Source organism: Acidimicrobiales bacterium (assembly GCA_035533095.1).
In the GTDB taxonomy this organism is placed as follows: Bacteria; Actinomycetota; Acidimicrobiia; order Acidimicrobiales; family Palsa-688; genus DATLUM01.
The window spans coordinates 110156-136105 of sequence record DATLUM010000054.1; the positions used below are offsets into that span (position 1 = coordinate 110156).

Here is a 25950-nt window from a genome sequence, read left to right on the forward strand (position 1 = left end):
CACCCCAGGGGGGTAAGCATGCCATCCAGCGTTCTAGCCACGGCGATCCAGTTGAACAGCCCAGGCCACTACCTGCACTGGTCCATATTCATCGTCTCGGTGGCCAACCTGGTCCTGATCGCCGTGATGGTGGTCATCTTCGGAGCGGCGCTGTTGATCCCCTTCCCGAAGGCGAGGATCGCCGAAGGTGGCTCCGAAGCCGAGCCGCCGGCGTCAGTGCCGGCGTCAGCGCCGGCGTCACAGCCCGCCACAGATGCCGAGCCCCCGTCGGACATGTGGACGGCTCGCATCCGCCGCCTGGGACTTCGCTACCTGCCTCCGAGCAAACTGCTGCCGGACCGCCAGCCGGCTTACGTGTCGTCCTGGGTGTACGTGTTCGGGGTCGGTGCGCTGGCCGCACTTGGCTTCGCGATCGTCTCGGGGTTCGCGATCGCAATCGGTGGCACCGACTGGTGGCACACCAATCCGGTGGGTCACTTCTTCAACAGCCTCCACCTGTGGAGCGTCGAGCTCTTCATGGCCTTGCTGGTCATACACCTGTGGGGCAAGTTCTGGATGGCCGCTTGGAGAGGACGTAGGACCTTGACCTGGGTGACAGGCGTGGTCGCCTTCGTTGCCTCGGTCCTGGAGTGCTTCACGGGTTACCTCTCCCAGCAGAACTTCGACTCGCAGTGGATCGCCACCAACGGCAAGGACGCGATGAACGCCGCCGGCGTAGGTGGCTTCTTCAATCTCATGAACTTCGGCCAGATGCTTCTCTGGCACGTCGTGCTCATCCCCATCGTGCTGGTCGCCCTCGTGGGCGCTCACATCCTCCTGGTCCGGGTACGTGGCGTTTCCCACCCTCTGCCGGTAGCGCGCCAAACTCGGCGCGAGCGCCGAGCAGCGCTGGCCGCGGATCGGCAGGAGTGGCGCGGGCCGACCCGGCACTACGACATCGCCAAGGAGGGCGCAATTGCATTGGCGATCGTCTCCATCCTGGTCGTGGTGCTCGCCGGGCTGCTGTCGTCGCCCGACGACCCACCCGTGACCGTGCAGACCTGGTCGCGCGTGGCGCCGGCGGACTTCCTCGGCACGGCCGCCAGCGAGCTGGCGGGCACGAGCGAGACCGCGACCTACGGGCCGCCGTACACCAACGACTCCTCCGCCGCCCAGCGGCTCGGGTTCTCGCCACAGGCTCTCGCGGGGCAGCTCCAGCCGATCGACTCCGCCCAGACGTTCGTGATCTCGCCGTTGTCGAAGCTCGCGCCGACCGACGCGGCGCTGTCCTCCGCTCTCGCCCGCTACACGTCGGCCAGCAGCACGCAGCAGCAGGCCTGGAACGACGCGTACTCGAAGGCGCTCGACAAGGTGACCTTCCAGGGCGGCAACCCGGTGCTGCCAGCGGGTGACTACGGCCCTGTGACGACGATGCTCAACACCGAGCTGACGCTCGCCCGTTCCGGCGCTCTGGACGCCGACCTCCTGGCCCAGCGTCCGTTCTTCGGCACGAACTTCACCAAGCCTCTGCTCTTCCTCGAGGACGGTAACTACTTCGCCGGCCTGGCCCAGGCGGACCACCTCACCGGCGAGCAGTGGGGCGTCATGAACGAGACCGGCAGCTACCCCGGCCAGCCCTGGCTGTGGCTCTACACATTGTGGTACCAGGTGAGGCCCTTCAAGAACTCGGCCAACGTGGACCTCATGGCGATCTACCTGACCGGGGCCGCGACGGTGCTGCTGCTGGCCGTGCCGTGGGTGCCGGGCCTTCGCGACATCCCGCGCCTGGTTCCGGTCCACCGGCTGGTCTGGAGGGACTGGAACCGCTCCGAGGGCGGGACCGGCGCTCCGGGCGCTCCGGACGCTCCGGACGCTCCGGACGCTCCGGACACCGGCGCCGGCCCGGAGGTCGAGGGCGCACAGTCAGCGCCGACCACGTAGACCACCCGGTCCTTTTTGAGGGACATACCGGTTCTGCGGGACAGGGACGTCATATGGCGACGGCCCTGTCCCGCAAAAAGCCGATGTCCCTTAAAAAACCCGCCGGCGGGCAGGTCTTCCCGTGTGGGAACTGTGACTGCTGTTACGCTCGGGGCTGCTGTGAGTACTGTGACCCGTCGTCGCCCCAGCTCCAAGTCGGCAGCCTCGAGGCGCACGTCCGCTGCGAAGACGCCGGCAAGGAGACGGTCGCTCCGGGGCAGCCTGGCCCACCTGCTGGGCCGCCAATCCGACGACGTGTGGGGGCTGGCGCTACTGGTCCTTGCCGGACTGTGTGCCCTGGGCGTCTACAGCAGTCTCGCCGGCCCCGCCGGCCGGGTCCTCGACCACGGCACGGCGGACATCCTCGGGTGGTGCCGTTACCTTCTGCCGCCGGCGCTCGCGGCGGTCAGCTGGGCGCTTCTACGGGAGTCGCACGAGCGCAGCCGGCGACGCCGCCCCCGCGCCGATGAGGGCGACGAGCGGGCAGCCCGCCCGCCGTCCCGTGTCGCCTTCGGTGCGGCTGTCTTCCTTGTGGCGACCGCCGGTATCGCCGACGAGATCGGAGGGCCGTCCCACTGGCACGGATCCCTCGCCGGCTTGCGCCCCGCCGGCGGGCTGATCGGCGCCGGCATCGGGGTGCCCCTTCGCGCCGGCGTCGGTGTCTGGGGCGCAGCACTGGTCCTGTCGGCGCTGCTGGCCACCGCGCTGCTGATCCTCACCGGCACGCCGGCGCGCGACGCGGCTCACTGGCTGTACGTGGGGGCCCTGTCGTTCGGCCGGGCCGCACGCGCGGTCACCCGGGCCGTCGTGAACGGCGTGGCGGGGGCGCAGCGGCGGGCCGCCGCCGGCAGGCATCCTTCCACCACCGCAGCGAAGCCGCCGTACGACGTCGAAGCCGATCAGGAGGCCGGGGCCGCCGGCACGGACGCCGATCCGGACCCTTCAAACCACGAAGGCGAGGCCTCCGCCGAACCGGAACCGGCCCGCGCTGGCGTCCCGGTCCACCTCCCCGTGCCCGACACGCCGGTCGATCCCGAGCAGCTCTCGATATCGCTCGGGCCCGCCGCTCAGCCGGGAACGTGGCGGCTGCCGCCCGTCGCGTTGCTCAAGAAGACCAAGGCGGCGGAGATCGACCGCAAGCAGGTGGAGTCCCTCGGTCACACACTCGAGGACGCCCTTGCGGCCCACGGCGTGGACACGCGCTTGGTCGGGATGACGGTGGGCCCGACGGTGACCCGCTACGAGCTGGAGTTGGGAGCGGGCGTGAAGGTCGCGAAGGTCACCAACCTGCAGCGCGACATCGCCTATGCGATGGCAGCGGCCGATGTGCGGATCCTCGCGCCGATTCCGGGTCGTTCGGCGATCGGGGTCGAGGTCCCGAACCAGCAGCGCCAATTGGTGGGCGTCGGCGACATCCTCGGTTCGGCCGAAGCGCACGCGGCCACTCACCCGCTCGAGGTCGCTCTCGGGCGTGACATCGCCGGCCGGCCGGTCATCGAGAACCTCGCCACGATGCCGCACATCCTCATCGCCGGCGCGACCGGAGCTGGGAAGTCGTCGTGCATCAACTCGCTGCTCACGTCGGTATTGGTGCGGGCGACCCCCGACCAGGTGCGGCTCATCCTCGTCGACCCCAAGCGAGTCGAGCTCGGCCAGTACAACGGACTCCCGCACCTCCTGACCGGTGTCGTCACCAACCCGAAGAAGGCGGCGAACGCGCTGTCTTGGGCTGTGCACGAGATGGAGCGCCGCTACGACCTGCTCGCTGAGGTCGGCGTGCGGGACATCACCGGGTACAACGCGGCGTTCGACCGCGGAGAGCTCGAGGACAGGGCCGGGCTTGGAGAGGAGCCGCGGAACTACGAGCGGCTTCCCTTCATCCTCGTCGTCGTAGACGAGCTCAACGACCTGATGATGGTGGCAGCCCGCGACGTCGAAGAATCCATCTGCCGCATCGCGCAGATGGCCCGCGCCGTCGGCATCCACCTCGTCATCGCGACCCAGCGCCCGTCGGTCGACGTCATCACCGGCGTGATCAAGGCCAACATCCCGTCCCGCCTGGCCTTCGCCGTTTCCTCTCTCGCGGACAGCCGGGTGATCCTCGACCAGCCCGGCGCCGAGCGCCTGATCGGGAAGGGCGACATGCTCCTGCTCTCCGCCTCGTCCAGCGTGTCACGCCGCATCCAGGGCGCCTGGGTGACCGAGGAGGAGGTCCGCAAGGTCGTCGCTCACTGGCGCCGGCAGTCGGCGCCGCGCTACGTCGAGGGCGTCGAGGGGTCCGACGACGGGCCCGGCGGCGCCGGCCGCGGCGGCTTCGGCGACGACGATGACGACGACCTCCTCGAACAGGCACGTGAGCTGGTCGTCCGCTCGCAGCTCGGCTCGACCTCGATGCTGCAGCGCAAGCTCCGCGTCGGGTTCGCCCGCGCCGGCCGCCTGATGGATCTGTTGGAGCAGCGCGGGGTCGTGGGCCCGTCCGAGGGCTCCAAGGCGCGCGCCGTACTCATGACCGTAGAGGAGCTCGAGAACCTCCAGGAGTCCGGCGCCTAGGCCGTTCGACTGCAGCAGCCCGGCAGTCCGTTGCCCGGCTCAGGACGCAGTGAACCTGCGGGTCCCGGTCCTCGCTCACAAGAGCCGACTCACAAGATCCGACTCACAAGAGCTGGCTCACGAGATCCGACTAGCGTCTCACCCTCATGCGAGCGCGCGCCCCCGCGTCGTCGGCGAACCTCGGCCCCGGTTTCGACACGCTCGCTCTCGCCCTGGCCCTTTATGTAGAGGTGACCGTCGAGCCGGCGGACAGGCTGAGCGTCACTGCCACAGGGCAGGGCCGGGACATCCCCGCCGGCCCCGATCACCTCGCCGCTCGGGTTGCCACACGCGTCGCCGGCCACGACCGCATGGCCATCACCGTCCACTCGGACATCCCCGTCGGGCGGGGGCTCGGCTCCTCGGCGGCTCTCGCCGTCGCAGCGGCAGCGGCCGCTGGCGCGGCAGACCCGTTCGTCATCGGCGCGCAAGTCGACGGCCATCCAGAAAACGCGGCGGCCTCGACGTTCGGCGGCCTCGTCACCGCCGCCACGGTCGACGGGCGACCCACCGCCCGGCGCCTGCCGCTGGACCCGCAGCTCGCCTTCGTCGTGATCGTCCCGGACCGCACGCTGCTCACCACCGACGCACGCGCGGCCCTCCCCGCGCAGGTGGACCACGCAGACGCCGCGTTCAATCTCGGGCGCATGGGCCTGCTGGTCGCAGGCCTGGCGGACCGCACGCAATTACTCCCGGCAGCGTGTGACGACCGACTTCACCAAGGCGCCCGCTCGGGGTTGTTCCCGGAGGCGACAGCGCTGCTTCAGGGGCTTCGAGACGCCGGCGCCTTCGCGTCCTGCTGGTCGGGCGCCGGGCCGAGCCTGCTCGCCATCTGTGACCAGGAGTCTGCGAACAGCATCGAAAAGGCAGCAGAGACACTGATGGATGCCGCCAATGTTGCCGGGCGCGCCTACCGCCTCGAGGCAGATCTGGGGGGGATCACCGTATCCGGCAGCCCCGCTGGCTAGCTTGGGCGGGTACCGATCACCCTTAGGAGGACCGGCATGGCCACATACGAGGGCTACTGCGTCAAGTGCAAGGAGAAGCGGCAGTTCGAAGGTCAGGAAGTCACCCTGGCCAACGGGCGGCCCGCCGCGCAGGGGACCTGCCCCGTATGCGGCACCAAGATGAACCGGATGCTCGGCTCCAAGAAGTAGCCGCGCGCAGCACCTCAAACACATCCTGAAGTGGCGCCGGGTCTCCGAGGCCCGGCGCCACATATCCGGCCGGGGAGGCCCCAGTAGGCTTGCCCGGTGCGGTACTGGCTCGAGACCCTGGGATGCCCGAAGAACCAGGTCGACTCCGACAAGCTGTCGGGGACACTGGATGCGCAGGGTTACACGGTCGCGGGTGATCCGTCGCAAGCGGATCTCGTCGTGGTCAATACCTGCGCCTTCATAGAGGCGGCCAGGCAGGAATCCGTCGACACCGTGCTGTCGCTTTCGAGCGCGCGCCGCCCGGGCGCTCGACTGGTCGTAACCGGATGCATGGCGGAGCGCTACGGGCAGGAACTGGCCGATGCCCTGCCCGAGGTGGATCTCGTGGCCGGATTCGGGGTCCCGGTCGCTCTCGGCGCCAAACCGGAACGCAAGGCTCCCGAGTTCGACCTGCTGAACCTGCCGCGACCGGCGGCGCAGGCTCCGTGGGCCTACGTGAAGGTCGCGGAGGGCTGCGACCGCAAGTGCGGTTTCTGCGCCATCCCCTCGTTCAGAGGGCGGCAGCGGTCACGCCACGTCGGCGAGATCCTCGAGGAGATCGACGATCTCGGCAGCGGAATACGCGAGGTGGTGCTCGTCGCTCAGGACCTGGCTTCCTACGGGCGCGATCAGGGCCGCAAGGAGATCATTCCCCTGGTGCGGCAGGTAGCCGAGCGCGTCGACAGGGTGCGGCTGCTCTATTTGTATCCATCCGAGCTCTCCGACGGTCTTATCGACGTGATGGGCCAGACCGGATGCCCCTATTTCGACTTGTCGCTGCAACACGTGTCGCGCTCGCATCTCCGTCGCATGCGGCGCTGGGGTGACGGCGACCGGTTCCTCGACCGGATCGGCCGCATCCGGGCCGCCTACCCCGATGCCGCGTTGCGGTCCTCTTTCATCGTGGGCTACCCCGGCGAGACCGAAGAGGATCACGACCGGCTGCTCGCGTTCATTGAGGAGGCGGACCTTGACTGGGCGGGATTCTTCTCTTTCTCCAAAGAGGAAGGCACCCACGCCGCCGGCCTGGACCAGACGGTCCCGCCCGAGCTCATGGCCGAGCGGATCGCGGAGTGCTCCGAGCTACAGGACGCCATCACCGCACGCAAGCGCCAGGAGTTGACCGGCGAGACCCTGACGGTCCTCGTCGACTCGCCCGGCGTCGGGCGCAGCCACCGCGAGGCCCCCGAGATAGACGGCATCGTCCGGGTGCCGGAGCACCTGCAGCCGGGTAGCTGGCACACCGTGACGGTGACCGGCGCGGAAGGCCCCGACCTCGAGGCGGTTTCGTCTCGCCCGGACGGGGCCTCCACCGGCCGTGATCGGGAGACCGTTGTGTCCGGAGCGGCCTGATGGCAACCAAGGTCGCCGGCAAGTTCGAGCCCACCGCGCTTGCGACTCCCGCCAACGCGATCACCGGAACGAGGCTGCTCGCCGCGCCCCCGGTGATCGTCCTGATCGTTCATTTCGGCGTGTCCTGGGCGGCGGCCATCGCCTGGGCGCTGATTGCCAGCACCGACTTTCTGGACGGGTGGGTTGCCCGCCGGCAGGGAGCAACGACGTCGGGCGCCTTCCTCGACCCGCTGGCGGACAAGGTCCTCGTCATCGGAGCGCTGGCGGCCATCGCCGCGTCCGGGCTCGCCAGCTGGGTACCCGTGGTCCTGATCGCCGCCAGGGAGATCGTCATCAGTCTCTACCGCTCGGCGGTCGCCCGTCGCGGGATCTCGGTTCCCGCGAGGCCTCTCGCGAAGATGAAGACCGCTGCGCAGGATCTCGCCGTGGGCTTCATCCTGTTGCCGGCGACCGGGCTGCACGACACGTGGATCGGCCTGTCGCTCCTTTGGGTTTCGGTCGCGCTTGCCATCATCAGCGGGGGCCAGTACCTGCTCGACAGCAGACGCGGAGCCTGATGCCCGGTGCAACCCGATGAAATGTGAGGTTCTGGCGATCGGGACCGAGTTGTTGCTCGGTCAGGTCGTCGACACCAACTCCGCCTGGATCGGGGAGCAGCTCGCCCTCGCCGGCATCGACTGCCACTTCCAGACGAAGGTCGGCGACAACCAGGTGCGGATAGTCACCGCTATACGCCAGGCGCTCGCGCGAAGCGACGCTGTCATCTGCTGCGGCGGTCTGGGCCCGACCAAGGACGACATCACCCGCGAATCCATCGCCGAGGTCCTCAACGTGCCCCTCGACGTGGACGAGGATGTCGCTGCCCGCATCGAGGCGATGTTCGCCGGCCGCGGCAGGCGCATGGCGCTCAACAACCTCCGCCAAGCGGAAGTCCCGAGCGGCGCGGTAGTCATCCCGCAGGTGCGCGGGACCGCTCCCGGCTTGATCTGCCGGCTGGGCGACCGCTCCATCTACGCGGTGCCTGGCGTACCGCACGAGATGCGCGAGATGGTCGAGCGCGCCGTGATGCCCGATCTCGTGGCGCGATCGGGCACGGCGTCGACCATCGTCAGCCGCACACTTCGCACGTGGGGTATCGCAGAGTCGACCCTCGACGAGATGCTGACTCCGCGCATGGCGGCAATCGACGCGGCGGTGTCCGCCGGCGGCGATGTGGTGCCGACGATCGCGTTCCTCGCAAGCGGCATCGAGGGGATAAAGGTGCGCCTCACCGCGAAGGCTCCCACCCGCGAGGCCGCCGAAACCGTGATCGCCGCCGAAGAGGCGGAGGTGCGCCAGCTGCTCGGCCCAGCCGTCTTCGGGGCGGACGACGAGACGATGGAGACCGCCGTCGGCAAGCTGCTGATGGACCGTGGCATGACGCTGGCTGTGGCCGAGTCGCTGACCGGAGGCCTCGTCGGGAGCCGCCTCACCGAGGCGGAGGGGGCGAGCGAGTTCTTCTTGGGGTCGCTCGTTACGTATTCGACGGAGGCGAAGCGGAAGCTGCTCGGAGTCGGCGACACGCCGGCCGTCAGCGAGGAGACCGCGCGAGATATGGCCGCCGGCACGGCGGCCGCGTTCGGGGCCGATGTCGGGGTTTCCCTCACCGGGGTGGCCGGGCCCACGGAGCAGGACGGCCAGCCCGTCGGGACGGTGTGGATCGGAATCCACGAGCCCTCCGGCACCGACGCCCGGCTTCTCCGGCTCGCCGGCGGCCGCGATCAGATCCGCCAGATCGCGGCGATCTCCGCGCTGGACCTTCTGCGCCGTCGCCTGCTGGAGGGGTAGTGGATCGCCGGCGGCTCTTCGTCGCCGTGTGGCCGCCCGCCGAGGTAGCAGACCGGCTCGGCGATCTCGAGCGACCCCGGCGTGCCGGGCTGCTCTGGACCACTTCGGACCAGTGGCACGTGACCCTGCGTTTCCTGGGGAGCCTCGCCACCGACCAGGAACAGGCTGTCCGCTCGGCGCTCGACGCGGTGGACTGGACGGCGTTTGGACCGACCCGCGCGACCGCCGGCCCGCAACCGGTCGCGATCGGGCGGAATACGTGGGCGCTTCCCGTCCACGGGGTCGACGCCCTCGCCGGCGTTGCCGGCGCGGCCGTGACCGAGGCAGGCGTCGATCTCCCCGAGGCCGACCGCGGCCGTCCGTTCCGCGGCCATCTGACATTGGCCAGGGCAAAGACGCCGCCGGCGATGAAACACCTGCCCGCCCCGCAGTTCAACGCTTCGTGGGTCGTGCAGGACGTGACCCTCGTCTGGAGCACGCTCGACCCGACCGCAGCCCGGTACGAGGTGGTCGAGCGGTGGCGTCTCGACGCGGCACGCGACTGAACCGGCGTGCCTGCGGCTAGCTTGCGGTTATGCCAGGCTCCCTGTTGGGCACCCAGGTCCGTCGAGTTGAGGACCCAGACCTACTAACCGGGCGGGGGACGTTCATCGCCAACCTGCGGGTCGAAGGAATGGCGCACGCGGCCTTCGTCAGGTCTCCCGTCGCCCACGCGCGCATCACCGGCATCGACACCGGTGAGGCCGGCAAGGCTCCCGGGGTCATCGCGGTCCTCACAGCGAAGGATCTGGACGTCGAGCCGTTCCACGGCTTCATGGTCCTCAATCCCGAGTGCGCTCGGCCGCCCCTCGCGACCGATCGAGTTCGCTTCGTCGGGGAACCCGTCGCGTTGGTGATCGCCCATGACCTCGCCGCTGCGCTCGACGCGGCGGAGCTCGTCGCCGTGGACTACGACCCTCTTCCCGTCGCCGTGACCCCGGAGGATGCCGTCGCGCCCGGCGCCCCACTCCAGTTCGAAGCCATCGGAAGCAACGTCGTCGCCGGCATGCGCGACCCTGCCGACCCCAATCTCTTCGAAGGCGCGACGCGCGTCGTGCGCGCAAAGCTTCAGAACCAGAGGATCGCCGTGGTGCCGATGGAAGGCAACGCGATCGCGGCGATCCCCGACGGCGACGAGTTGACCGTTTACGTTTCGACTCAGATGCCGCACGGCTTCGCGCGCATGGCAACAAAGGTGCTCGGCCTCGACCGGCACAAGCTGCGCGTCATCACCCCCCACGTCGGGGGTGGATTTGGTGGCAAGGCGGGGCTCACCGCCGAGCACGCTGCGATCATCGCGGCAGCCCGCGCTCTCCAACGCCCAGTTGTGTGGGTCGAGGGCCGCAACGACAACCTCCTCGGTATGCCCCACGGCCGCGGCCAGGTTCAGTGGGTCGAGATGGGATTCAAGGACGACGGCACCCTCACGGGCATGCACCTCCGCGTTCTCTCCGACGCCGGCGCGTATGCGGGCTTCGGGGGCGCGCTCGCGATCGGCCCGACGCGGATGATGGCCCAGGGCGTCTACAAGATCCCGCGCATCCAATACGAGGTAGCCGCGGTCGTGACCAACACGACGCCCATGGGGGCGTTCCGCGGGGCCGGCAGGCCCGAGGCAGCCGAGCTGCTCGAACGGATGATGGACATCGCCGCCGGTGAACTCGGCGTCGATCCGGTCGAGCTCCGCCGGCGCAACCTCATGGAGCCGTTCGACAGCCCCGTCACCACCGTGATGGGCACCACCTACGACACCGGCGACTACCGGCGCGCGCTCGACGAGGCCGTTCGCGCGGCCGGCTACGAGCAGCTGCGTGCGGAGCAGGCCGAGCGCCGGAAGCGCGGAGACCGTTGGCAGCTGGGCATCGGGGTGGGGGCCTACGTCGAGGTGACCGCCGGCGGCGGCGGGCAGGAGTACGGCTCGGTCGAGATTCACCGAGATGGCAGCGCGACCATCCGGGTCGGGACCTCGGCGCACGGGCAAGGGCACGCCACAGCGTTCTCCATGATCGTCTCCGACCGGCTCGGCATCCCGATGGAGTCGATCCGCTTCGTCCAGTCCGACACGGCCGAAGTCCCGAGAGGGGGCGGAACCGGAGGGTCGAGGTCGTTGCAGCTGGGGGGGAGCGCGGTGTTCTCGGCTGCAGAAGCAGTCTGGGAAAAAGGACGGGCGATAGCGGCCGCGGAACTGGAGGCGGACGTCGACGACATCGTGGTTCACGGCGAGGGCCAGATCGGTGTGGCAGGCGTGCCCTCGAGGGCGCTTACGTGGGCGCGCCTCGCCGAGATCGCAGCGGAGTCCTCGCCGGAGGAGGACTCCGGTCTCGGCCCCCTCGCGGCCGCCATCGACTTCGACCAGGGCGGCGCCACCTTCCCGTTCGGCGCGCACGTGTCGGTGGTCGAGGTCGACGTGGAGACCGGGTTCGTCCGGCCGTTGCGCCACATCGCCGTCGACGACTGCGGCCGGATCCTCAACCCGCTTCTGGTCGCCGGCCAGCAGCACGGTGGGATCGCGCAAGGGATGGCGCAGGCGCTGTGGGAGCAGGTCGTCTTCGACGAGGAAGGAAACCCGTTGACCGCGAACCTCGCGGACTACGCGATGCCGAGCGCGGCAGAGTTCCCGTCGTTTGAGGTGTCCAACACCGAAACCCCGACCTTCCGCAACCCCCTTGGTGCGAAGGGGATAGGGGAGTCCGGGGCGATCGGCTCGACTCCATCGGTCCACAACGCGGTCGTCGACGCCGTCTCGCATCTCGGCGTGCGCAACATCCCAATACCCTGCACCCCTGAGCGCGTGTGGCGCGCCATCCAGGAGGCGGCCGGCGCAGCACAGGAACTGTGGTCCGATCCGCCCGCCGCGTTCGAATCCCTGCCTCTCACCGGCGGTGCGGAGCCCGAGGCCGCCGGCGCGGACATCTGAAGCCCGGCGGCGCCTCTGGGCCTCTGGGCCTCTGGGGTCCACCATCGAACAAACGTTTGGGCCTACACTCGCGAATGACACCGCTGTAAGACGGCGGCTCGGCTGTCACACCCCATCCGTAGGGTGAGCCCCCGTAAACGAACCGAAGCGAGAGGAAGGCATTCCGGTGGAGCGAGACAAGGCACTCGAGATGGCGATGGGGCAGATCGAGAAGCAGTTCGGCAAGGGCGCCATCATGCGGATGGGCGAGAACCTCGACATGCAGATCGAGGCGATCCCCACCGGCGCCCTCTCCCTCGACATCGCCCTCGGGATCGGGGGCCTCCCCAGGGGCCGAATCGTGGAGATCTACGGTCCGGAGTCCTCCGGTAAGTCGACCCTCGCCATGCACGTGGTGGCCGAGGCCCAGCGCAACGGGGGGATCTGCGCCTACGTGGACGCCGAACACGCCATGGACCCCGTCTACGCCCGGGCGATCGGGGTCAACGTCGACGACCTCCTCATCTCCCAGCCCGACACTGGTGAGCAGGCCCTCGAGATCGCCGACATGCTGATCCGCTCCGGGGCGCTCGACGTGATCGTCATCGACTCCGTCGCTGCGTTGACCCCCCGTGCAGAGATCGAAGGCGACATGGGCGACACCCACGTCGGTCTACAGGCTCGGCTCATGTCCCAGGCTCTGCGGAAGCTGACGGCGACGCTCAACAAGTCGAACACCATCGCGGTCTTCATCAACCAGCTCCGGGAGAAGGTCGGTGTCATCTACGGCTCACCGGAGGTGACCCCAGGCGGCCGTGCCTTGAAGTTCTACTCGTCGATCCGCCTCGACATCCGCCGGGTGGAGTCCATCAAGGACGGCGCCGAAGTGATCGGCAACCGCACCCGGGTCAAGGTCGTGAAGAACAAGTGCAGTCCCCCGTTCCGCCAAGCGGAGTTCGACATCATGTACGGCAAGGGCATCAGCCGCGAAGGCTCGATGCTCGACGTCGCCGTGGACCTGGGCATCGTCAAGAAGTCCGGTGCCTGGTACACCTACGAGGGCGAGCAGCTCGGCCAGGGACGGGAGAACGCGAAGACGTTCCTCGCCGAGAACCTCGAGTTGATGATCCAGATCTCGGAGAAGGTGCGCCAGCAGGTCGGCATGGACGGCCAGCCGGCCGACGTCCCCTTGGGCCTCGATCCTGCCGACGACGAGCCGATCACGCTCGACGACTGATCCCCGAAGCGCTGCCCAGCAGCTCGCCTGCCTCCGCCAGATCCGGCCGCGCTCCGCCGGCGCGGCCGGATCCGCCGTCGGTTACCGGAGCCGGTGCCGGTAGTTACTGTCCGTTATGCCCGCATCTCGTCCGTTTCTCACTCTGATTCGTCCGAATTTGCGGATTCTTCGGAAGGAGACCGTATCCCCGCGTCGAATCCGTTCCTCAGCCCAGCTAGCAGACCGGCGCGCGCTGGGGAAAGCGCCACTAGTTGATCAGCAGCTAGGAGCCACCGATGTCAGAGATCCTGAAGGTGTCGAGTAAGTCGAACCCGAACTCGGTGGCAGGAGCACTGGCCGGGGTTGTTCGCGGCGAGGGCCACGTTGAGATCCAGGTGGTCGGCGCCGGCGCTCTCAACCAGGCGGTGAAGGCGGTGGCGATTGCCCGCTCCTATGTGGCGGGCTCGGGGATGGACCTGGCGTGCAGGCCCACTTTCGCGGACATCGAGATCGACGGTGAGGGCCGCACCGCCATCCGCCTGCTGGTGGAAGGGTGCTCGCCACAGCCGGCAGGCGTCTGGTCGGCTGCCAACCTGCCGGCCGCCAACGGGTCGGCCGCCAACCTGTCGGCCGCCAACGGGTCGGCCAGCAGCCAGGCACTCGGCCTCACCTGACGCCCCGCGCCGCGCACCGCCTGCGCCCGTAGACTTAGGGGCCGTGCCCGACACCGAGCAGCCTCGCCGCTATCTCATACGGACCTTCGGCTGCCAGATGAACGAGCACGACTCCGAGCGCATCGCCGGGCTGCTCGAGACCGACGGCATGGTGCCGGCCACAGACGTCGAGGACGCGGATGTCGTCGTGCTCAATACCTGCTGCATCCGGGAGAATGCCGACAACAAGCTGTACGGCCACCTGGGCCACCTCAAGGCGGTCAAGGACAGGCGTCCCGACCTCCAGATAGCGGTCGGTGGCTGCCTGGCGCAGAAGGACAAGGATCTCGTTCAGCGGCGCGCCCCGTGGGTCGACGCCGTGTGGGGGACGCACAACGTCGCCAACGCCGCCGGCCTTCTCTCCACCGCGAGAGCCGCCGGCGGGCCGATTCTCGAGATCCTCGAGGCCGACCCGCATCCCGACCTGGAGGAGTTCCCCTCGGCGCTCCCGGTGAGAAGGGATCAGGGCTGGGCCGCCTGGGTCACCATCCAGATCGGCTGCGACAACAACTGCGCCTTTTGCATCGTTCCGTCCGTCCGGGGACCCGAGGTGAGCCGGCCGTTCGGGCAGATCGTCGACGAGGTAGAGCAGCTGGCCGCCGCCGGCACCGTAGAGGTGACGTTGCTGGGCCAGAACGTCAACTCGTACGGGCGGGACATCACCACGCGCCTGCGGGGCGTGTCGACCTGGAGAGACCGCCAGGACCTGGCCGGCGCCCCCTGGACCGCCGCGGAGAGGCCCCGGCCGCGGCCTCTGTTCGCGGACCTGCTCCGAGCCGTGGCCGACGTCGAGGGGATCCGGCGTGTCCGCTTCACCAGCCCCCACCCCAAGGACCTGCGCCCCGAGACCATCGAGGCGATGGCGACCGAGCCGGCGGTGTGCCCGCAGCTGCACCTGCCGCTGCAATCCGGCAGCGACCGGACCCTCGCTCGGATGCACCGCGGCTACACGGCGGAGCGCTACCTCGAGCGCCTCGCGGCCGCGCGCGCGGCCGTCGACGACCTGGCTGTCACCACCGACATCATCGTGGGATTCCCTGGCGAGACCGACGAGGATTTCGAGCGCACCCTCGAGGTCGCAGCAGTCGCCTCCTACGACAGCGCCTACACGTTCATCTACTCGCCCCGCCCGGGCACCGAGGCGGCGGAGCTCGTGGAAGACGCGGTGCCGGCCGAGGTCTCCGCCGAACGCTTCGAACGCCTGCGCGTCGTCGTCGAGCGCAGTGCCCTGGCGCACCACGAATCGAGGGTCGGCCGGGTCGAGGAGGTCCTGGTCGAAGGCCCGTCCAAGCGCGACGCCGCCAACGTGAGCGGCCGCACGGCCCAGGGCAAGCTCGTGCACATCCCCGCCACGCCAGGCACGCTTCCCGCCGGCAGCTGGGCGGACGTCAGGATCACCCGGGCCGCCCCGCACTTCCTCGAGGGGAAGCTGGTCGCGGTCACGGCCCGGCCCGCCCACCGCACACGCATCGCAGTGGTGGCCGGCTGAACGACACGACCGCCGACCACGAGCAAGGTCCCCGGCACCTCGCCCTCGTCGGGTGCACGGCGTCGGGCAAGTCGGCGATCGCCGTCGAGCTCGCACGCCGGCTCGGCGACATCGAGATCGTGACCGTCGACTCCATGCAGGTGTACCGCGGCATGGACATCGGCACCGCCAAACCCACGCCGCAGGAGCGGAGCGAGATCCCGCACCACCTCATCGACATCGGAGACCCCTCCGAGGACTGGAACGTCACCCGCTGGGCGGCGATCGCCCGCCGGACGGTCGACGAGATCGAGCGACGAGGGCACCGGGTGCTGCTCGTCGGAGGCACCGGTCTGTACTTCCAGGCGCTCGTTGACGGCTTCTCACCGCCGGGCCGGTTCCCCGAGATCCGCAAGGAGCTCGAAGAAGACCAGGACACCTCCGCCCTGCACTCACGCCTGCGTGAACTTGATCCGCTGGCGGCCTCGAGGATGGAGCCGACCAACAGGAGGCGCGTGATCCGCGCCCTGGAGGTGACCATCGGCAGCGGCAGGTCTTTTTCCAGCTACGGACCGGGCGTCGCGCACTTCCCGTCGGCTCCGCGGTGGCGCATCGCGGGTGTGTGGCTCCCGCGCCCGGTGCTCGCCAGGCGGATAGACGAGCGCCTCGACGCCATGATGCAGGGCGGATTCCTGGACGAGGTTCGCCGCCTGGTCGCAGCGACCGTGGAGTCCGGGCTGTCCCGCACCGCCAGGCAGGCGCTCGGGTACCGCGAGCTTCTCGGCCACCTCCAAGACGGCATTCCGCTGGAGCAGGCCGTCGACGAGGCGAAGCGCCGGACCCGTGCCTTTGCGCGCCGCCAGCGGGTCTGGTGGCGGCGGGACCCGCGGATCGCCTGGTTCGGTGCGCCGGATAACCCGTTCGCCGTCACGGCCGCGTTGCTGGGACAATGGAAGAGCCCATGACGACGCTGACCTTCACCAAGCTGCACGGGCTCGGCAACGACTTCCTCGTCGCGCTCGACCCGCCCCCCTCTCTCGAATACCGGGGCGCGGAGATCGCGCGCTCGTTGTGCGACCGCCACCGTGGCATCGGTGCCGACGGGCTGATCCTCTCGCGCGCGAGCGTCGAGTCGTCGTCGACCGCGTTGCTGGGCTTCAAGTTGTTCAACGCCGACGGCAGCGAGGCGGAGATGAGCGGCAACGGCATTCGTTGCCTCGCGCACAGCGCTCTCGATGCCGGGCTCGTCCCGGACGGACAGGAGTTCGGTGTCGCCACGCCGGCAGGCGTCCGGCAGGTGACCGTCGCGCGCAGGTCGCCGACGACCGCGTGGGGTTCGGTCGACATGGGCGTCGTGAAGGTCCAGGGCGAAGCCGACCGCTGCAACGTCGGGCACGGCCAGTTGCTGGTCGACGTCGGCAACCCGCACCTGGTCGTCCTCGGGCCGGACCCGGCGACCATCGACGTCAAGACCCTCGGTCCACTCCTGGAGGCGACGGATCCGGCCGGTCTCAACGTCGAGTTCGTCACCCTCGGACCCGGACCCGACGAGATCACCATGCGCGTGTGGGAGCGTGGCGTTGGCGAGACCGAGGCGTGCGGGACGGGTTCGTGCGCCGCGGCCGCAGCATTGCACCACTGGTACCGCACGGGCACCGCGGTGACGGTCCACCAGCCGGGCGGCTCTGCCGCCGTGGAGCTGCGGCCTGACGGAAGCGCCGTTCTCTCCGGGCCGAGCGAGCGCATCGCCACCTGCACCGTCGAGGCTTGAGGGACCGGCAGATGAGCCTCATCGAACGGTCGTTCAGGGAGAAGATCGTCCTCGTCGGCGTGACCATGCCGCCGTCGAGCGACGAGGAGACCGAAGCCCACCTCGACGAGCTGTCGTTGCTGGTCGATACCGCCGGCGCCGACGAAGCCGCGCGCGTGGTGCAGCGGCGCGACCATCCCGACGCGGCTACCTACGTGGGCAAGGGCAAGGCAGAAGAGCTGCGCGACGTGTCCAACGCTGTCGACGCGGACACCGTCGTGTTCGACGACGAGCTCACGCCGGCTCAGTCGCGCAACCTCGAGAAGATCCTCGGGCGCACCGCGATCGACCGTACCGCCGTGATACTCGACATCTTCGCCCAGAACGCCCGCACCCCAGAAGGAAAGGCTCAGGTCGAGCTCGCGCAGCTCCGGTACCGGCTGCCGCGCCTTCGAGGACGCGGTCTCCAGTTCTCACAGCAAGCCGGCGGCATCGGGACGCGAGGCCCCGGTGAGACGCAGCTGGAGGTCGACCGCCGCCGGCTGGTCAGGAGAATGAACCGGCTGGAGTCCGACCTCCGCCGGCTGACACAGCAGCGTCGTGTCCAGCGCAAGGCTCGCAGCGAGAGCCGCATCGCGACCGTGTCGCTCGTCGGTTACACGAACGCGGGCAAGTCGACCCTCCTCAACACTTTCACCGACGCCGGCGTGCTCGTGGAGGACCGGTTGTTCGCGACGCTAGACCCGCGCACCCGCCGGCTGTCGCTTCCCGGCGGGGAGTCGGTGCTGCTGTCCGACACCGTCGGTTTCGTGAGGAAGCTTCCGCACCAACTCGTCGAGGCATTCCGCTCCACCTTGGAAGTAGTCAAGGAGTCCGACCTCCTGGTGCACGTGGTCGACAGCACCAGCCCCGACCCCCAGGGCCAGATCGAAGCGGTGCATGCGGTGCTGGCAGAGATCGGCGCCGGCGAGGTGCCCGAGCTGCTGGCGTTCAACAAGGGCGACGTGTCGAGCGAGGCTTGCCGGCTCGCCGGCCGCCATCCGGGGTCCGTGGTGATATCGGCGTTGACGGGCGAGGGACTGCCGTCGTTGTTGGAGGCGATCGGCGACAGGTTGCGGGCGAGCGCGCGCGTCCTCGACTTGGTGGTGCCCTACGAGCGCGGCGACGTTCTGGCGGCCGTTCATCGCGAAGGGGAGGTGCTGGTGGAGTCGCACGACGAGACCAGCGCACGCCTGCGGGTGCGGGTCGATCCCGCGGGCGCGGCGCGCTTCGCGGAGTTCGCGGTCGACGGCGCATGACCGCCGGCTTCGTCCCGCCCGCTTACCCCTACGACCGCCTCGACGAGGCCAGGAAGGCCGCCGCCGCGCACGAGGGCGGCATCGTGGACCTGTCCGTCGGCACACCATCCGATCCGCCTCCGCCGGCGGTGATGGCCGCGCTCGCCGGGGACCCGGACGCACCGGATGAGGACCGGTCGGCGCGCGGCTACCCGACGTCGGCGGGTTCGATCGCTCTTCGGGAGTCCATCCAGCATTGGACAAAGACCCGCCTCGGCGTGGCTGTCGCCCTCGACGAGGTATCCGTGTGCGTGGGAACCAAGGAGTTCGTGGCGACGACCCCTCAATGGTTGAAGCTCCGGTCGCCCGACCGCGACACCGTCTTGTACCCGTCGATCGCATACCCCACATACGAGATGGGAGCGATCCTCGCGGGCCTGCGCCCGGTGCCCGTGCCAGTCGACTCACGCTGGCGACTGGACCTTTCCGCTGTCGATCCCGCTGACGCGGAGCGGGCCCTCATGCTCTGGGTGAACACGCCCGGCAATCCGGCTGGCGGGCTCGACGACCTCGGTGCCGCGGCGGCGTGGGGTCTGCACCACGGGGTGCCCGTCTTCAGCGACGAGTGCTACGCCGAGTTCACATGGGACGGCCCCCCCGAGACGATCCTCGGTCACGGCGGCACCGCCGGCGGCCTCGACGGCGTGGTGGCGGTGCATTCACTGTCGAAGCGCTCGAACATGGCGGGGATGCGTGTCGGCTGGTTCGCCGGTGACCCGGAGATCGTCGGCTATCTCCGCGAGGTGCGCAAGCACGCCGGGTTCATGGTTCCCGGTCCGGTACAGCGCGCAGCAGCGGTCGCCCTCGCCGACCAGGAACACGTGGAGCTGCAGCGGTCGCTCTACCGCGACCGCTTGCAGAGATTCGCTTCGATCGTCGAGGGCGTGGGTTGTGACGCCGCTCTGCCAGGTGGCGGCTTCTACCTCTGGGTCCGTGCCCCGTCGGGTGACGGTTGGGAGTGGGCGACGTGGTGGGCGGAGAAGGCGGGTGTGCTGGTGTCGCCCGGGTCGTTCTACGGTGACGCCGGCGCGTCCCATGTGCGCATCGCGATGGTCGCTCCGATGGACCGGTTGGATCTGGTCGCCGAGCGCCTCGGCCTCTGACCGCCCGCACTCGGGTAGCTTCGAGACCCATGGCCGACCTCGAATCGCAGATCCGTGAACTCTGGGACCGGCGCGACCAGCTGTCGCCGGCCGACACCGACGCGGCAGCGATCGTGCAGGAAGCGGTCCGGCTTCTCGACAGTGGGGAAGCGCGTGTCGCCCAGCTCGGCCCGGACGGGTCCCCGGTCGTCAACGAGTGGCTCAAGCAGTCCATCCTCCTCCTCTTCAAGGTCTCGGGTCTCGAAACGATCGAGGCAGGCCCCTTCGAGTACGTGGACCGGATCCCGCTCAAGACCGGGTACGAGGCAGCGGGCGTGCGGGTCGTCCCGGGCGCGTCGGCGCGGTGGGGGAGCTACCTCGAACCGGGTGTGGTCATGATGCCGAGCTACGTCAACATCGGCGCGCGTGTCGGCTCGGGCACGATGGTCGACACCTGGGCGACCGTCGGAAGTTGCGCGCAGATCGGGCGCAACACCCATCTGTCCGGAGGGGTGGGGATCGGTGGGGTGCTCGAGCCTCCGCAGGCGGCCCCGGTCTTCGTCGGAGACGAGTGCTACATCGGAAGCCGCTGCATCGTCGCCGAAGGTGCCCGTGTCGGCGATGGAGCGGTGCTCGGCGCCGGCTGCATCCTCACCGCCACCATCCCCGTCATAGACGCCGAAACCGGTGACGAGATCTCGCGAGGCGTCGTACCTGCGTGGTGCGTCGCGGTGTCCGCCACGCGGCTGCGCGCCTATCCGGGGGGCGAGTTCGGGATGCCGTGCGTGCTGGTCGTGCGCCGCCTGGAAGAGGGCGCCCGCCACGACAAGTCGAAGCTCAACGACATACTCCGCGACCACGGCGGCACCCTTTAAGAGGCGAATCTCTTCAAAGGTTCCGGGCGTTACAGCCGGCGGAGCACGGTGACCACCTTTCCGTAGATCTGCACATCCCGCGGGTCGAACACCATGGGCTCCAACCTCGGATTCGCCGGCGTGAGGACCACCTTGTTGCCCCGGCGCCCGTAGGTCTTGACGGTCGCCTCCTCGCCGGGGATCCCGGCGACGACGACGTCTCCCTTGTTGGCCTCCTCCTGCTGGCGGACGACCACGTAGTCGCCCTCGAAGATGCCGGCATCGATCATCGAGTCGCCGCGGACCCTCAGCATGAACAGCTGCCCGTCACCGGTGAAATCCTCCGGAAGCGGGAGCAGCTCCTCGACGTTCTCCTGGGCGATCACGTTGGTGCCGGCGGCGACCTCGCCGACCAGCGGGATATGGCGGGCCGGGCGCCGTTCGATCGCCGCGCCGGAGTTCGCGTCCCAGCGGACCTCGATCGCTCTGGGCTTGGTCGGGTCCCGGCGCAGGAACCCCTGCTTCTGCAGGGTCGTCAGGTGGGTGTGCACCGTTGACGACGACGTAAGCCCGACCGCCTCGCCGATCTCGCGTACCGACGGAGGGTAGCCACGCTCGCGCAGCTGGGCCGCGATGAACTCGAGGATCTCCTTGCGCTTGCCGGTCAACTCGTTGTCGATCACGTGTAGAGGCCTCCCTCCTCGCGCCTTCTTGCGCGATTTCGAGGATAACCGCCCGCCGCACGAAAGGCAAACATTTGTTCGAAGAATCCTCTTGACGTCGAACGTTCGTTCTGGTGTGATGGTACCGAACAGGCGTTCGCCTGCAGCCCAAGGTGAGTGTCACACCCCCCTGGCACCATCTCAGCGCAAGAAGAAATCGAGCCCGAGGAGCCCGAAGTGACAACGCTCGTTGCCGGTTACCCGATGAGGACCCGCTACCCCAGTCCTGCGGTCATCCGCCGGCGCCGGCTGGGCGCGGCGTGCGTTCTGCTGGGCATCGGGCTGTTGATGATGGTCGGCACCCTCGCCGTCCAAGGTGCGCTCGGCCGCACCGGCAGCGGGCCCCTCACCGTTGCCGGTGCTGGGCCGGCGCTTCACCTGGCATCCGACCAGGTCTGGGTCGTCCAGCCGGGCGACACGGTCTGGTCCATCGCCCAAGCGGTCGAGCCCGGGGCGGACGTACGCTCGCTCGTCGACCGGATCGATGCGCAGCTGAAGGGCGCACCGCTCTACCCGGGAGAGCGCATCCTGATCCCGAGGCCCTGAGCGACCGATCGACCGAACCCGACCGAACCGACCTAACCGACCGAACCGACCGGACCCGACCGATCGGCTGAATAGACCGGACCCGACCGATCGGCTGAATAGACCGAACCCGACCTGACCCCGGGCGGCCAGCCGGCGATATGGTCGAGGGTGTGCGATGCCCGCACTGCTCGAGCATGGACGACAAGGTTGTCGACTCGCGGGCTGCCGACGACGGCGCCGCGATCCGGCGCCGGCGCGAATGCCTCGCGTGCGGCCGGCGCTTCACGACCTACGAACGACTGGAGGAAGTGGCCCTCACGGTCCTCAAACGCTCCGGCGAGCGCGCGCCGTTCGACCGCAACAAGATCGTCGACGGCGTGAAGGCCGCCTCCAAGAACCGCCCCGTCAGCGAGGAAGCCATGCAGTCGCTAGCCGCCGACGTCGAAGAGGCCATGCGCATGGCCGGCCCGGACGTCACCTCCCAACAGATCGGCGTTGCGGTGCTCGAGCGCCTGAAGAGCCTCGACGAGGTCGCCTACCTTCGTTTCGCCAGCGTGTACAAGGGCTTCTCCGGCGCTCTCGATTTCGAGCGTGAAGCGGGGATGCTGAGCAAGTCGACCGAACCGAAGCGCCCTGGTTAGCAACCCCTTCGCCACCCACTAGCGTCGGCGCGCAGTTCCCGAGGAGGAGCACGGCATGCGAGTTGGTGTTCTAACAGGCGGAGGCGACTGCCCGGGGCTCAACGCGGTGATCCGGGCCGTCGTGCGCAAAGGCGAGGTCTCCTACCATGACGAGATCGTCGGGTTCCTCGACGGGTGGCGCGGCGTCATCGAGTCACGCACGACACCGCTCGACGTCGAACGCTGCCGAGGCATCCTCCCGCGAGGCGGCACCATCCTCGGCACCTCGCGCACCAACCCCTTCAAGGTCGACGGCGGCGTGGCCAAGGCGCTCCAAACGCTGAGGGAGCAAAGGATCGATGCCCTCGTCGCCATCGGCGGCGAGGATACCCTCGGCGTGGCGCACCGGCTGTCGGGCGAAGGCGCTCGCATCGTCGGCGTCCCCAAGACCATCGACAACGACCTCTCCGCTACCGAGGTCACCTTCGGCTTCCACACAGCCGTTCAGATCGCGACCGAGGCGATAGACCGCCTCCACACGACCGCCGAGTCGCACGACCGGGTCATCGTGTGCGAGGTCATGGGCCGCCACGCCGGCTGGATCGCCACCTACGCGGGCATCGCCGGCGGTGCCGCGGAGGTGCTCATCCCAGAGGAACCGTTCGACATCGACCAGGTGTGCAAGAACCTCAAGGCGCGCCATGCCAAAGGCCGGTTCGCCTCGATCGTCGTCGTCGCCGAGGGAGCCGTCCCGGTGGCGGGCAGCATGTCGATCGCATCCCGCGAGGTCGACCAGTTCGGCCACCCGCGCCTCGGCGGCATCGCCAACGTGCTGGCGGAGGAGATCGAGCAACGCACCGGATTCGAGACCCGGGTGACGATCCTCGGTCACGTCCAGCGCGGCGGCACACCGACGGCGTTCGACAGGGTGCTCGCCACCCGTTTCGGCATCGCTGCGATCGACGCCGTGCACGACGGGGCGTTCGGCCAGATGGTGGCGTTGCGGGCCGATTCGATCGTGCGGGTGCCCCTGGAGGAGGCGCTTGTCGAGTTGAAGACGGTCGACCGTTCGCTCTACCACGACGTTGCGGAGGTCTTCTTCGGGTAAAAGACGCCGCGTCGCGCTGCTTGTCCCGCTACCACAGCTTGGGCTCTGTGCCTGGTGGGGGTTCGAGCGCACCCGCCGCGGCGAGGAGTTCGCAAAGGGGCCCGAAGAGCTCCGCGGTCGCAGCGACGATCACCCTGCCCTCCAGCGCCTCCGCCCGCCCGCCGGCCTCGCGGCAGATCAACTCGCCGGCAGCGAGATCCCACGGGTTCAGCCCCCACTCGTAGTACGCGTCGAAACGTCCTCCGCCCACCCAGCACAGATCCAACGACGCCGCCCCGAACCGTCGCACGTCCCGCACCGCCGGCAGGATGCGCGTGAGCACTTGCGACTGCCACGCCCGCCGCTGCGACTGGTAGCCGAATCCCGTTGCGACCAGCGCGGTCGGTAGGGTCGACCGGCCGGTGGCGACACTGCACCGGTGACCGTTGCGTGTCGCCCCCCACCCCGCCACCGCCGCCCACGTCTCGTTGCGCGACGGGTCGAGCACTACACCGACCGCTGTCTCGCCGTTCACCTCCGCGGCGACCGACACAGCGAACTGCGGCAAACCGAACAGGAAGTTGGTCGTCCCGTCGAGCGGATCGACCACCCACCTCACCCCGGTTGTCCCCGTGGAAGTGGTGCCTTCCTCTCCGAGCACCGCGTCGTCGGGCCGGCGGCGGGCGAGTACCTCCGCGACCGCTGCTTCTGCCGCGAGGTCCACGTTAGAGACCATGTCCGTTGCCGACGACTTGGTTTCGATGTCCAGCTCTCCTGTCGCGCCGCGGGAGAGCACCGCGGCGGCCGACCTGGCCGCCTCCAGCGCGGTGCCAGCGAGATCGACCAGCAGCGGGTCGGTCCTGTCGGGCGGCGCGCCGAAGACCTCTTCGATAGGAGTGCCGTCCGTTGAGGGCATCGCCCAGTTGTAGCAGTACCTTGGCAGGGTGCTGGTCGACCTGCGCTCCGACACCGTCACCCGGCCCACCTCCGAGATGCGTCGCGCGATGGCCGACGCCGAGGTGGGCGACGACCAGTACGGCGAGGATCCGACGGTCAACGAGCTTCAGCAGCTCTTCGCAGAGCTCACCGGCAAGGAGGAGGCGATCTTCGTCCCGTCAGGGACGATGGCCAACCAGATCGGTCTGCAGGTTCTCACCCGCCCCGGTGACGCCGTCGTTGCCGGCGCCCGGCAGCACATCGTGCTCTACGAGGCAGGCGCAGCCCCGGTCAACTCCGGGATCACCTGGATACCTGTCGACGACGCCAGCGGAGCATTCGGGCCAGGCGACGTCGCCGCGGCGGTCGAACGTTCGCTGCACCACCAGCCGCACGTATCGGCGGTCGCGGTCGAGGACACCCACATGGCCGCCGGCGGCACCGTGTGGGACCTCGCGGCTCTGCGCTCCATTGCAGAAGCCGCTCGCTCGCGCGGTCTCGGCGTCCATCTCGACGGCGCGCGCCTCTGGCACTCCGCGGTGGCGAGCGGGCGGCCGCTCGCCGAGCGTGCGGCGCCGGGCACCGTCGTCACCTGCGCGCTTTCCAAGGCGCTCGGTGCGCCGGCGGGATCCCTCCTCGCAGGCCCGGCGGACCTGATCGAAGAAGCCCGCGTACGCCGCAAGCGCCTCGGCGGCGCGATGCGCCAGATCGGCATCCTGGCGGCCGCCGGCCTCGTCGCCATCCGCACGGGCTTCGACCGTCTCGCCGAGGACCACGAACACGCACGGCGGCTCGCGCTCGCGGTCTCGGACCGGTGGCCCGGCGGCCTCGATCCCTCCCGTGTGCAGACGAACATCGTCTTGTTCCAACACCCCGACCCCGATGCCCTCATCGCCCACCTGCGCGGTGAGGGTGTCCTGGCGGGGACGGTCGCGCCCGGCGTCATGCGTTTCGTCACCCACCCGGACGTCGACGACGCCGGCATCGAGCATGCCTCGAAGGTGATCGCGGCGGCGCCACTGTGAGGTGGAACCCCGGCGCTAGCGTTGCGAGTCAGTGGGCGAACTGATCGAGGCCGCACCGGGAACGGTCCTGGCTATCTACGCCCATCCCGACGATCCCGACGTCGCCGCCGGCGGCGCTCTGGCGCGCTGGTCGTCCGCCGGCGCCTCCGTTCACGTCTGCATCTGCGCCGACGGCGACAAGGGCTCGGCGGACCCTTCGGCGGACACTGGGAAGCTGGTCGAGTCCCGCCGGGCCGAAGTCGCCGCGGCCGGAGAACTGCTGGGTGTGGCGGAACACCACTGGCTCGGTTTCGCCGACGGGGAGCTGGAGCCCGGCGCGGAACTCGTGGCGCGGCTCGTGGCGCTCGTGCGCCATCTCCGCCCCGACACCGTCGTCGCCCCCGACCCCACAGCCGTCTTCTTCGGGCAGCACTACGTGAACCACCGCGACCACCGTGCCGTCGGCTGGGCGACCCTCGACGCGGTCGCACCGGCCGCCGGGAACCCCCACTACTTTCCCGACGCGGGGCCGCCCCACCGCGTCGAGACCCTCTACCTGTCGGGCACGCTCGAGCCCGACGCGTGGATAGACGTCTCGACCACGATCAACACCAAGGCTGCGGCGATCGCATGCCACGAGACGCAGGTAGGCGAGAGCGATGAGTGGCTGCGCACCGCCGTGCGCCAGCGCGCCGAGGACGCCGGCCGCGAGGCCGGGGTGCCATTCGCCGAGGGGTTTCGCCTCATCCGCCTCGCCTGACCGCCGCCTCGGCC

At 69.4% G+C, this 25950-nt stretch carries 23 protein-coding genes and 1 pseudogene; 22 read left to right on the forward strand and 2 right to left on the reverse strand.

The window, feature by feature from the left end:
- Window positions 1-18: 18 nt before the first annotated feature.
- The 17 genes and pseudogenes from VNF71_07150 to VNF71_07230 all read left to right on the forward strand — a co-directional run bounded on the left by VNF71_07150 (window position 19) and on the right by VNF71_07230 (window position 20300).
- The gene (locus VNF71_07150) at window positions 19-1920 is read left to right on the forward strand and encodes a cytochrome b N-terminal domain-containing protein (protein ID HVA74327.1); all 1902 of its coding nucleotides are present in this window, start codon (window positions 19-21) and stop codon (window positions 1918-1920) included.
- A 159-nt stretch (window positions 1921-2079) separates the two neighbouring features.
- Window positions 2080-4509, forward strand: a complete 2430-nt coding sequence (locus tag VNF71_07155) for a DNA translocase FtsK (GenBank protein HVA74328.1) — start codon at window positions 2080-2082, stop codon at window positions 4507-4509.
- A gap of 146 nt (window positions 4510-4655) precedes the next feature.
- Window positions 4656-5516 (forward strand): homoserine kinase, encoded by an 861-nt coding sequence (gene thrB, locus VNF71_07160; protein ID HVA74329.1) that lies wholly within the window; start codon window positions 4656-4658, stop codon window positions 5514-5516.
- A 36-nt stretch (window positions 5517-5552) separates the two neighbouring features.
- Complete coding sequence (locus VNF71_07165; GenBank protein ID HVA74330.1) at window positions 5553-5705, forward strand: DUF5679 domain-containing protein; 153 nt, start codon at window positions 5553-5555, stop codon at window positions 5703-5705.
- A 96-nt stretch (window positions 5706-5801) separates the two neighbouring features.
- Window positions 5802-7097, forward strand: a complete 1296-nt coding sequence (gene rimO, locus VNF71_07170) for a 30S ribosomal protein S12 methylthiotransferase RimO (protein HVA74331.1) — start codon at window positions 5802-5804, stop codon at window positions 7095-7097.
- Window positions 7097-7654, forward strand: coding sequence for a CDP-alcohol phosphatidyltransferase family protein (locus VNF71_07175; GenBank protein HVA74332.1), 558 nt, complete (start codon window positions 7097-7099; stop codon window positions 7652-7654). Before rimO ends, VNF71_07175 begins: the two co-directional genes overlap by 1 nt.
- Window positions 7655-7670: 16 nt before the next feature.
- A complete protein-coding gene (locus VNF71_07180) occupies window positions 7671-8924 on the forward strand; it encodes a competence/damage-inducible protein A (GenBank protein ID HVA74333.1) in 1254 nt (417 codons plus the stop codon).
- Complete coding sequence (gene thpR / locus VNF71_07185) at window positions 8924-9469, forward strand: RNA 2',3'-cyclic phosphodiesterase (protein HVA74334.1); 546 nt, start codon at window positions 8924-8926, stop codon at window positions 9467-9469. Before VNF71_07180 ends, thpR begins: the two co-directional genes overlap by 1 nt.
- A gap of 29 nt (window positions 9470-9498) precedes the next feature.
- On the forward strand, window positions 9499-11880 hold the full coding sequence (locus tag VNF71_07190) for a xanthine dehydrogenase family protein molybdopterin-binding subunit (protein HVA74335.1): 2382 nt from the start codon (window positions 9499-9501) through the stop codon (window positions 11878-11880).
- 166 nt (window positions 11881-12046) lie between these two features.
- The gene (recA, locus tag VNF71_07195; protein ID HVA74336.1) at window positions 12047-13096 is read left to right on the forward strand and encodes a recombinase RecA; all 1050 of its coding nucleotides are present in this window, start codon (window positions 12047-12049) and stop codon (window positions 13094-13096) included.
- A gap of 275 nt (window positions 13097-13371) precedes the next feature.
- Window positions 13372-13626 (forward strand): annotated as a pseudogene (locus tag VNF71_07200) (stage V sporulation protein S).
- A gap of 166 nt (window positions 13627-13792) precedes the next feature.
- Window positions 13793-15277: a MiaB/RimO family radical SAM methylthiotransferase gene (locus VNF71_07205; protein ID HVA74337.1), complete on the forward strand. Its 1485-nt coding sequence runs from the start codon at window positions 13793-13795 to the stop codon at window positions 15275-15277.
- Window positions 15274-16221: a tRNA (adenosine(37)-N6)-dimethylallyltransferase MiaA gene (miaA, locus tag VNF71_07210; protein ID HVA74338.1), complete on the forward strand. Its 948-nt coding sequence runs from the start codon at window positions 15274-15276 to the stop codon at window positions 16219-16221. The genes VNF71_07205 and miaA overlap by 4 nt, the downstream gene beginning before the upstream one ends.
- Window positions 16218-17027 carry a diaminopimelate epimerase gene (dapF, locus tag VNF71_07215; GenBank protein HVA74339.1) on the forward strand — a complete coding sequence of 270 codons (810 nt, stop codon included), beginning with the start codon at window positions 16218-16220 and terminating at the stop codon, window positions 17025-17027. Before miaA ends, dapF begins: the two co-directional genes overlap by 4 nt.
- An 11-nt stretch (window positions 17028-17038) precedes the next feature.
- A complete protein-coding gene (hflX, locus tag VNF71_07220; GenBank protein ID HVA74340.1) occupies window positions 17039-18304 on the forward strand; it encodes a GTPase HflX in 1266 nt (421 codons plus the stop codon).
- A complete protein-coding gene (locus VNF71_07225; protein ID HVA74341.1) occupies window positions 18301-19446 on the forward strand; it encodes a pyridoxal phosphate-dependent aminotransferase in 1146 nt (381 codons plus the stop codon). The genes hflX and VNF71_07225 overlap by 4 nt, the downstream gene beginning before the upstream one ends.
- Window positions 19447-19475: 29 nt before the next feature.
- Window positions 19476-20300 (forward strand): 2,3,4,5-tetrahydropyridine-2,6-dicarboxylate N-succinyltransferase, encoded by an 825-nt coding sequence (locus VNF71_07230; protein HVA74342.1) that lies wholly within the window; start codon window positions 19476-19478, stop codon window positions 20298-20300.
- Window positions 20301-20329: 29 nt separating this feature from the next.
- Here VNF71_07230 and lexA read toward each other — a convergent pair whose 3' ends face one another.
- A complete protein-coding gene (lexA, locus tag VNF71_07235; GenBank protein HVA74343.1) occupies window positions 20330-20962 on the reverse strand; it encodes a transcriptional repressor LexA in 633 nt (210 codons plus the stop codon).
- A gap of 216 nt (window positions 20963-21178) precedes the next feature.
- Here lexA and VNF71_07240 point away from each other — a divergent pair, with 216 nt between their 5' ends.
- The 3 genes from VNF71_07240 to VNF71_07250 all read left to right on the forward strand — a co-directional run bounded on the left by VNF71_07240 (window position 21179) and on the right by VNF71_07250 (window position 23257).
- Window positions 21179-21547, forward strand: coding sequence for a LysM peptidoglycan-binding domain-containing protein (locus VNF71_07240; protein ID HVA74344.1), 369 nt, complete (start codon window positions 21179-21181; stop codon window positions 21545-21547).
- Between the two features lie 140 nt (window positions 21548-21687).
- A complete protein-coding gene (nrdR, locus tag VNF71_07245) occupies window positions 21688-22170 on the forward strand; it encodes a transcriptional regulator NrdR (protein HVA74345.1) in 483 nt (160 codons plus the stop codon).
- A gap of 55 nt (window positions 22171-22225) precedes the next feature.
- Window positions 22226-23257, forward strand: coding sequence for an ATP-dependent 6-phosphofructokinase (locus VNF71_07250; protein ID HVA74346.1), 1032 nt, complete (start codon window positions 22226-22228; stop codon window positions 23255-23257).
- A 28-nt stretch (window positions 23258-23285) separates the two neighbouring features.
- Here the strand turns inward: VNF71_07250 and VNF71_07255 are convergent, their stop codons facing one another.
- The gene (locus VNF71_07255) at window positions 23286-24152 is read right to left on the reverse strand and encodes an inositol monophosphatase family protein (protein HVA74347.1); all 867 of its coding nucleotides are present in this window, start codon (window positions 24150-24152) and stop codon (window positions 23286-23288) included.
- Between the two features lie 28 nt (window positions 24153-24180).
- On the opposite strand from VNF71_07255, the gene VNF71_07260 reads away from it, so the two are divergent.
- Complete coding sequence (locus VNF71_07260; GenBank protein HVA74348.1) at window positions 24181-25197, forward strand: GntG family PLP-dependent aldolase; 1017 nt, start codon at window positions 24181-24183, stop codon at window positions 25195-25197.
- Window positions 25198-25228: 31 nt separating this feature from the next.
- Window positions 25229-25936: a PIG-L deacetylase family protein gene (locus tag VNF71_07265; GenBank protein HVA74349.1), complete on the forward strand. Its 708-nt coding sequence runs from the start codon at window positions 25229-25231 to the stop codon at window positions 25934-25936.
- The last annotated feature ends 14 nt before the right edge of the window (window positions 25937-25950 follow it).

Bases quoted from the DNA above. Each gene is read 5' to 3' on its own strand.
- VNF71_07250 (HVA74346.1), top strand. From the start codon at position 22,226: ATGCGAGTTGGTGTTCTAACAGGCGGAGGCGACTGCCCGGGGCTCAAC.
- nrdR (HVA74345.1), top strand. From the start codon at position 21,688: ATGGTCGAGGGTGTGCGATGCCCGCACTGCTCGAGCATGGACGACAAG.
- VNF71_07190 (HVA74335.1), top strand. From the start codon at position 9,499: ATGCCAGGCTCCCTGTTGGGCACCCAGGTCCGTCGAGTTGAGGACCCA.
- hflX (HVA74340.1), top strand. From the start codon at position 17,039: ATGAGCCTCATCGAACGGTCGTTCAGGGAGAAGATCGTCCTCGTCGGC.
- VNF71_07175 (HVA74332.1), top strand. From the start codon at position 7,097: ATGGCAACCAAGGTCGCCGGCAAGTTCGAGCCCACCGCGCTTGCGACT.
- VNF71_07255 (HVA74347.1), bottom strand. From the start codon at position 24,152: ATGCCCTCAACGGACGGCACTCCTATCGAAGAGGTCTTCGGCGCGCCG.
- VNF71_07180 (HVA74333.1), top strand. From the start codon at position 7,671: ATGAAATGTGAGGTTCTGGCGATCGGGACCGAGTTGTTGCTCGGTCAG.
- VNF71_07150 (HVA74327.1), top strand. From the start codon at position 19: ATGCCATCCAGCGTTCTAGCCACGGCGATCCAGTTGAACAGCCCAGGC.
- VNF71_07230 (HVA74342.1), top strand. From the start codon at position 19,476: ATGGCCGACCTCGAATCGCAGATCCGTGAACTCTGGGACCGGCGCGAC.
- dapF (HVA74339.1), top strand. From the start codon at position 16,218: ATGACGACGCTGACCTTCACCAAGCTGCACGGGCTCGGCAACGACTTC.
- VNF71_07225 (HVA74341.1), top strand. From the start codon at position 18,301: ATGACCGCCGGCTTCGTCCCGCCCGCTTACCCCTACGACCGCCTCGAC.
- VNF71_07165 (HVA74330.1), top strand. From the start codon at position 5,553: ATGGCCACATACGAGGGCTACTGCGTCAAGTGCAAGGAGAAGCGGCAG.
- thrB (HVA74329.1), top strand. From the start codon at position 4,656: ATGCGAGCGCGCGCCCCCGCGTCGTCGGCGAACCTCGGCCCCGGTTTC.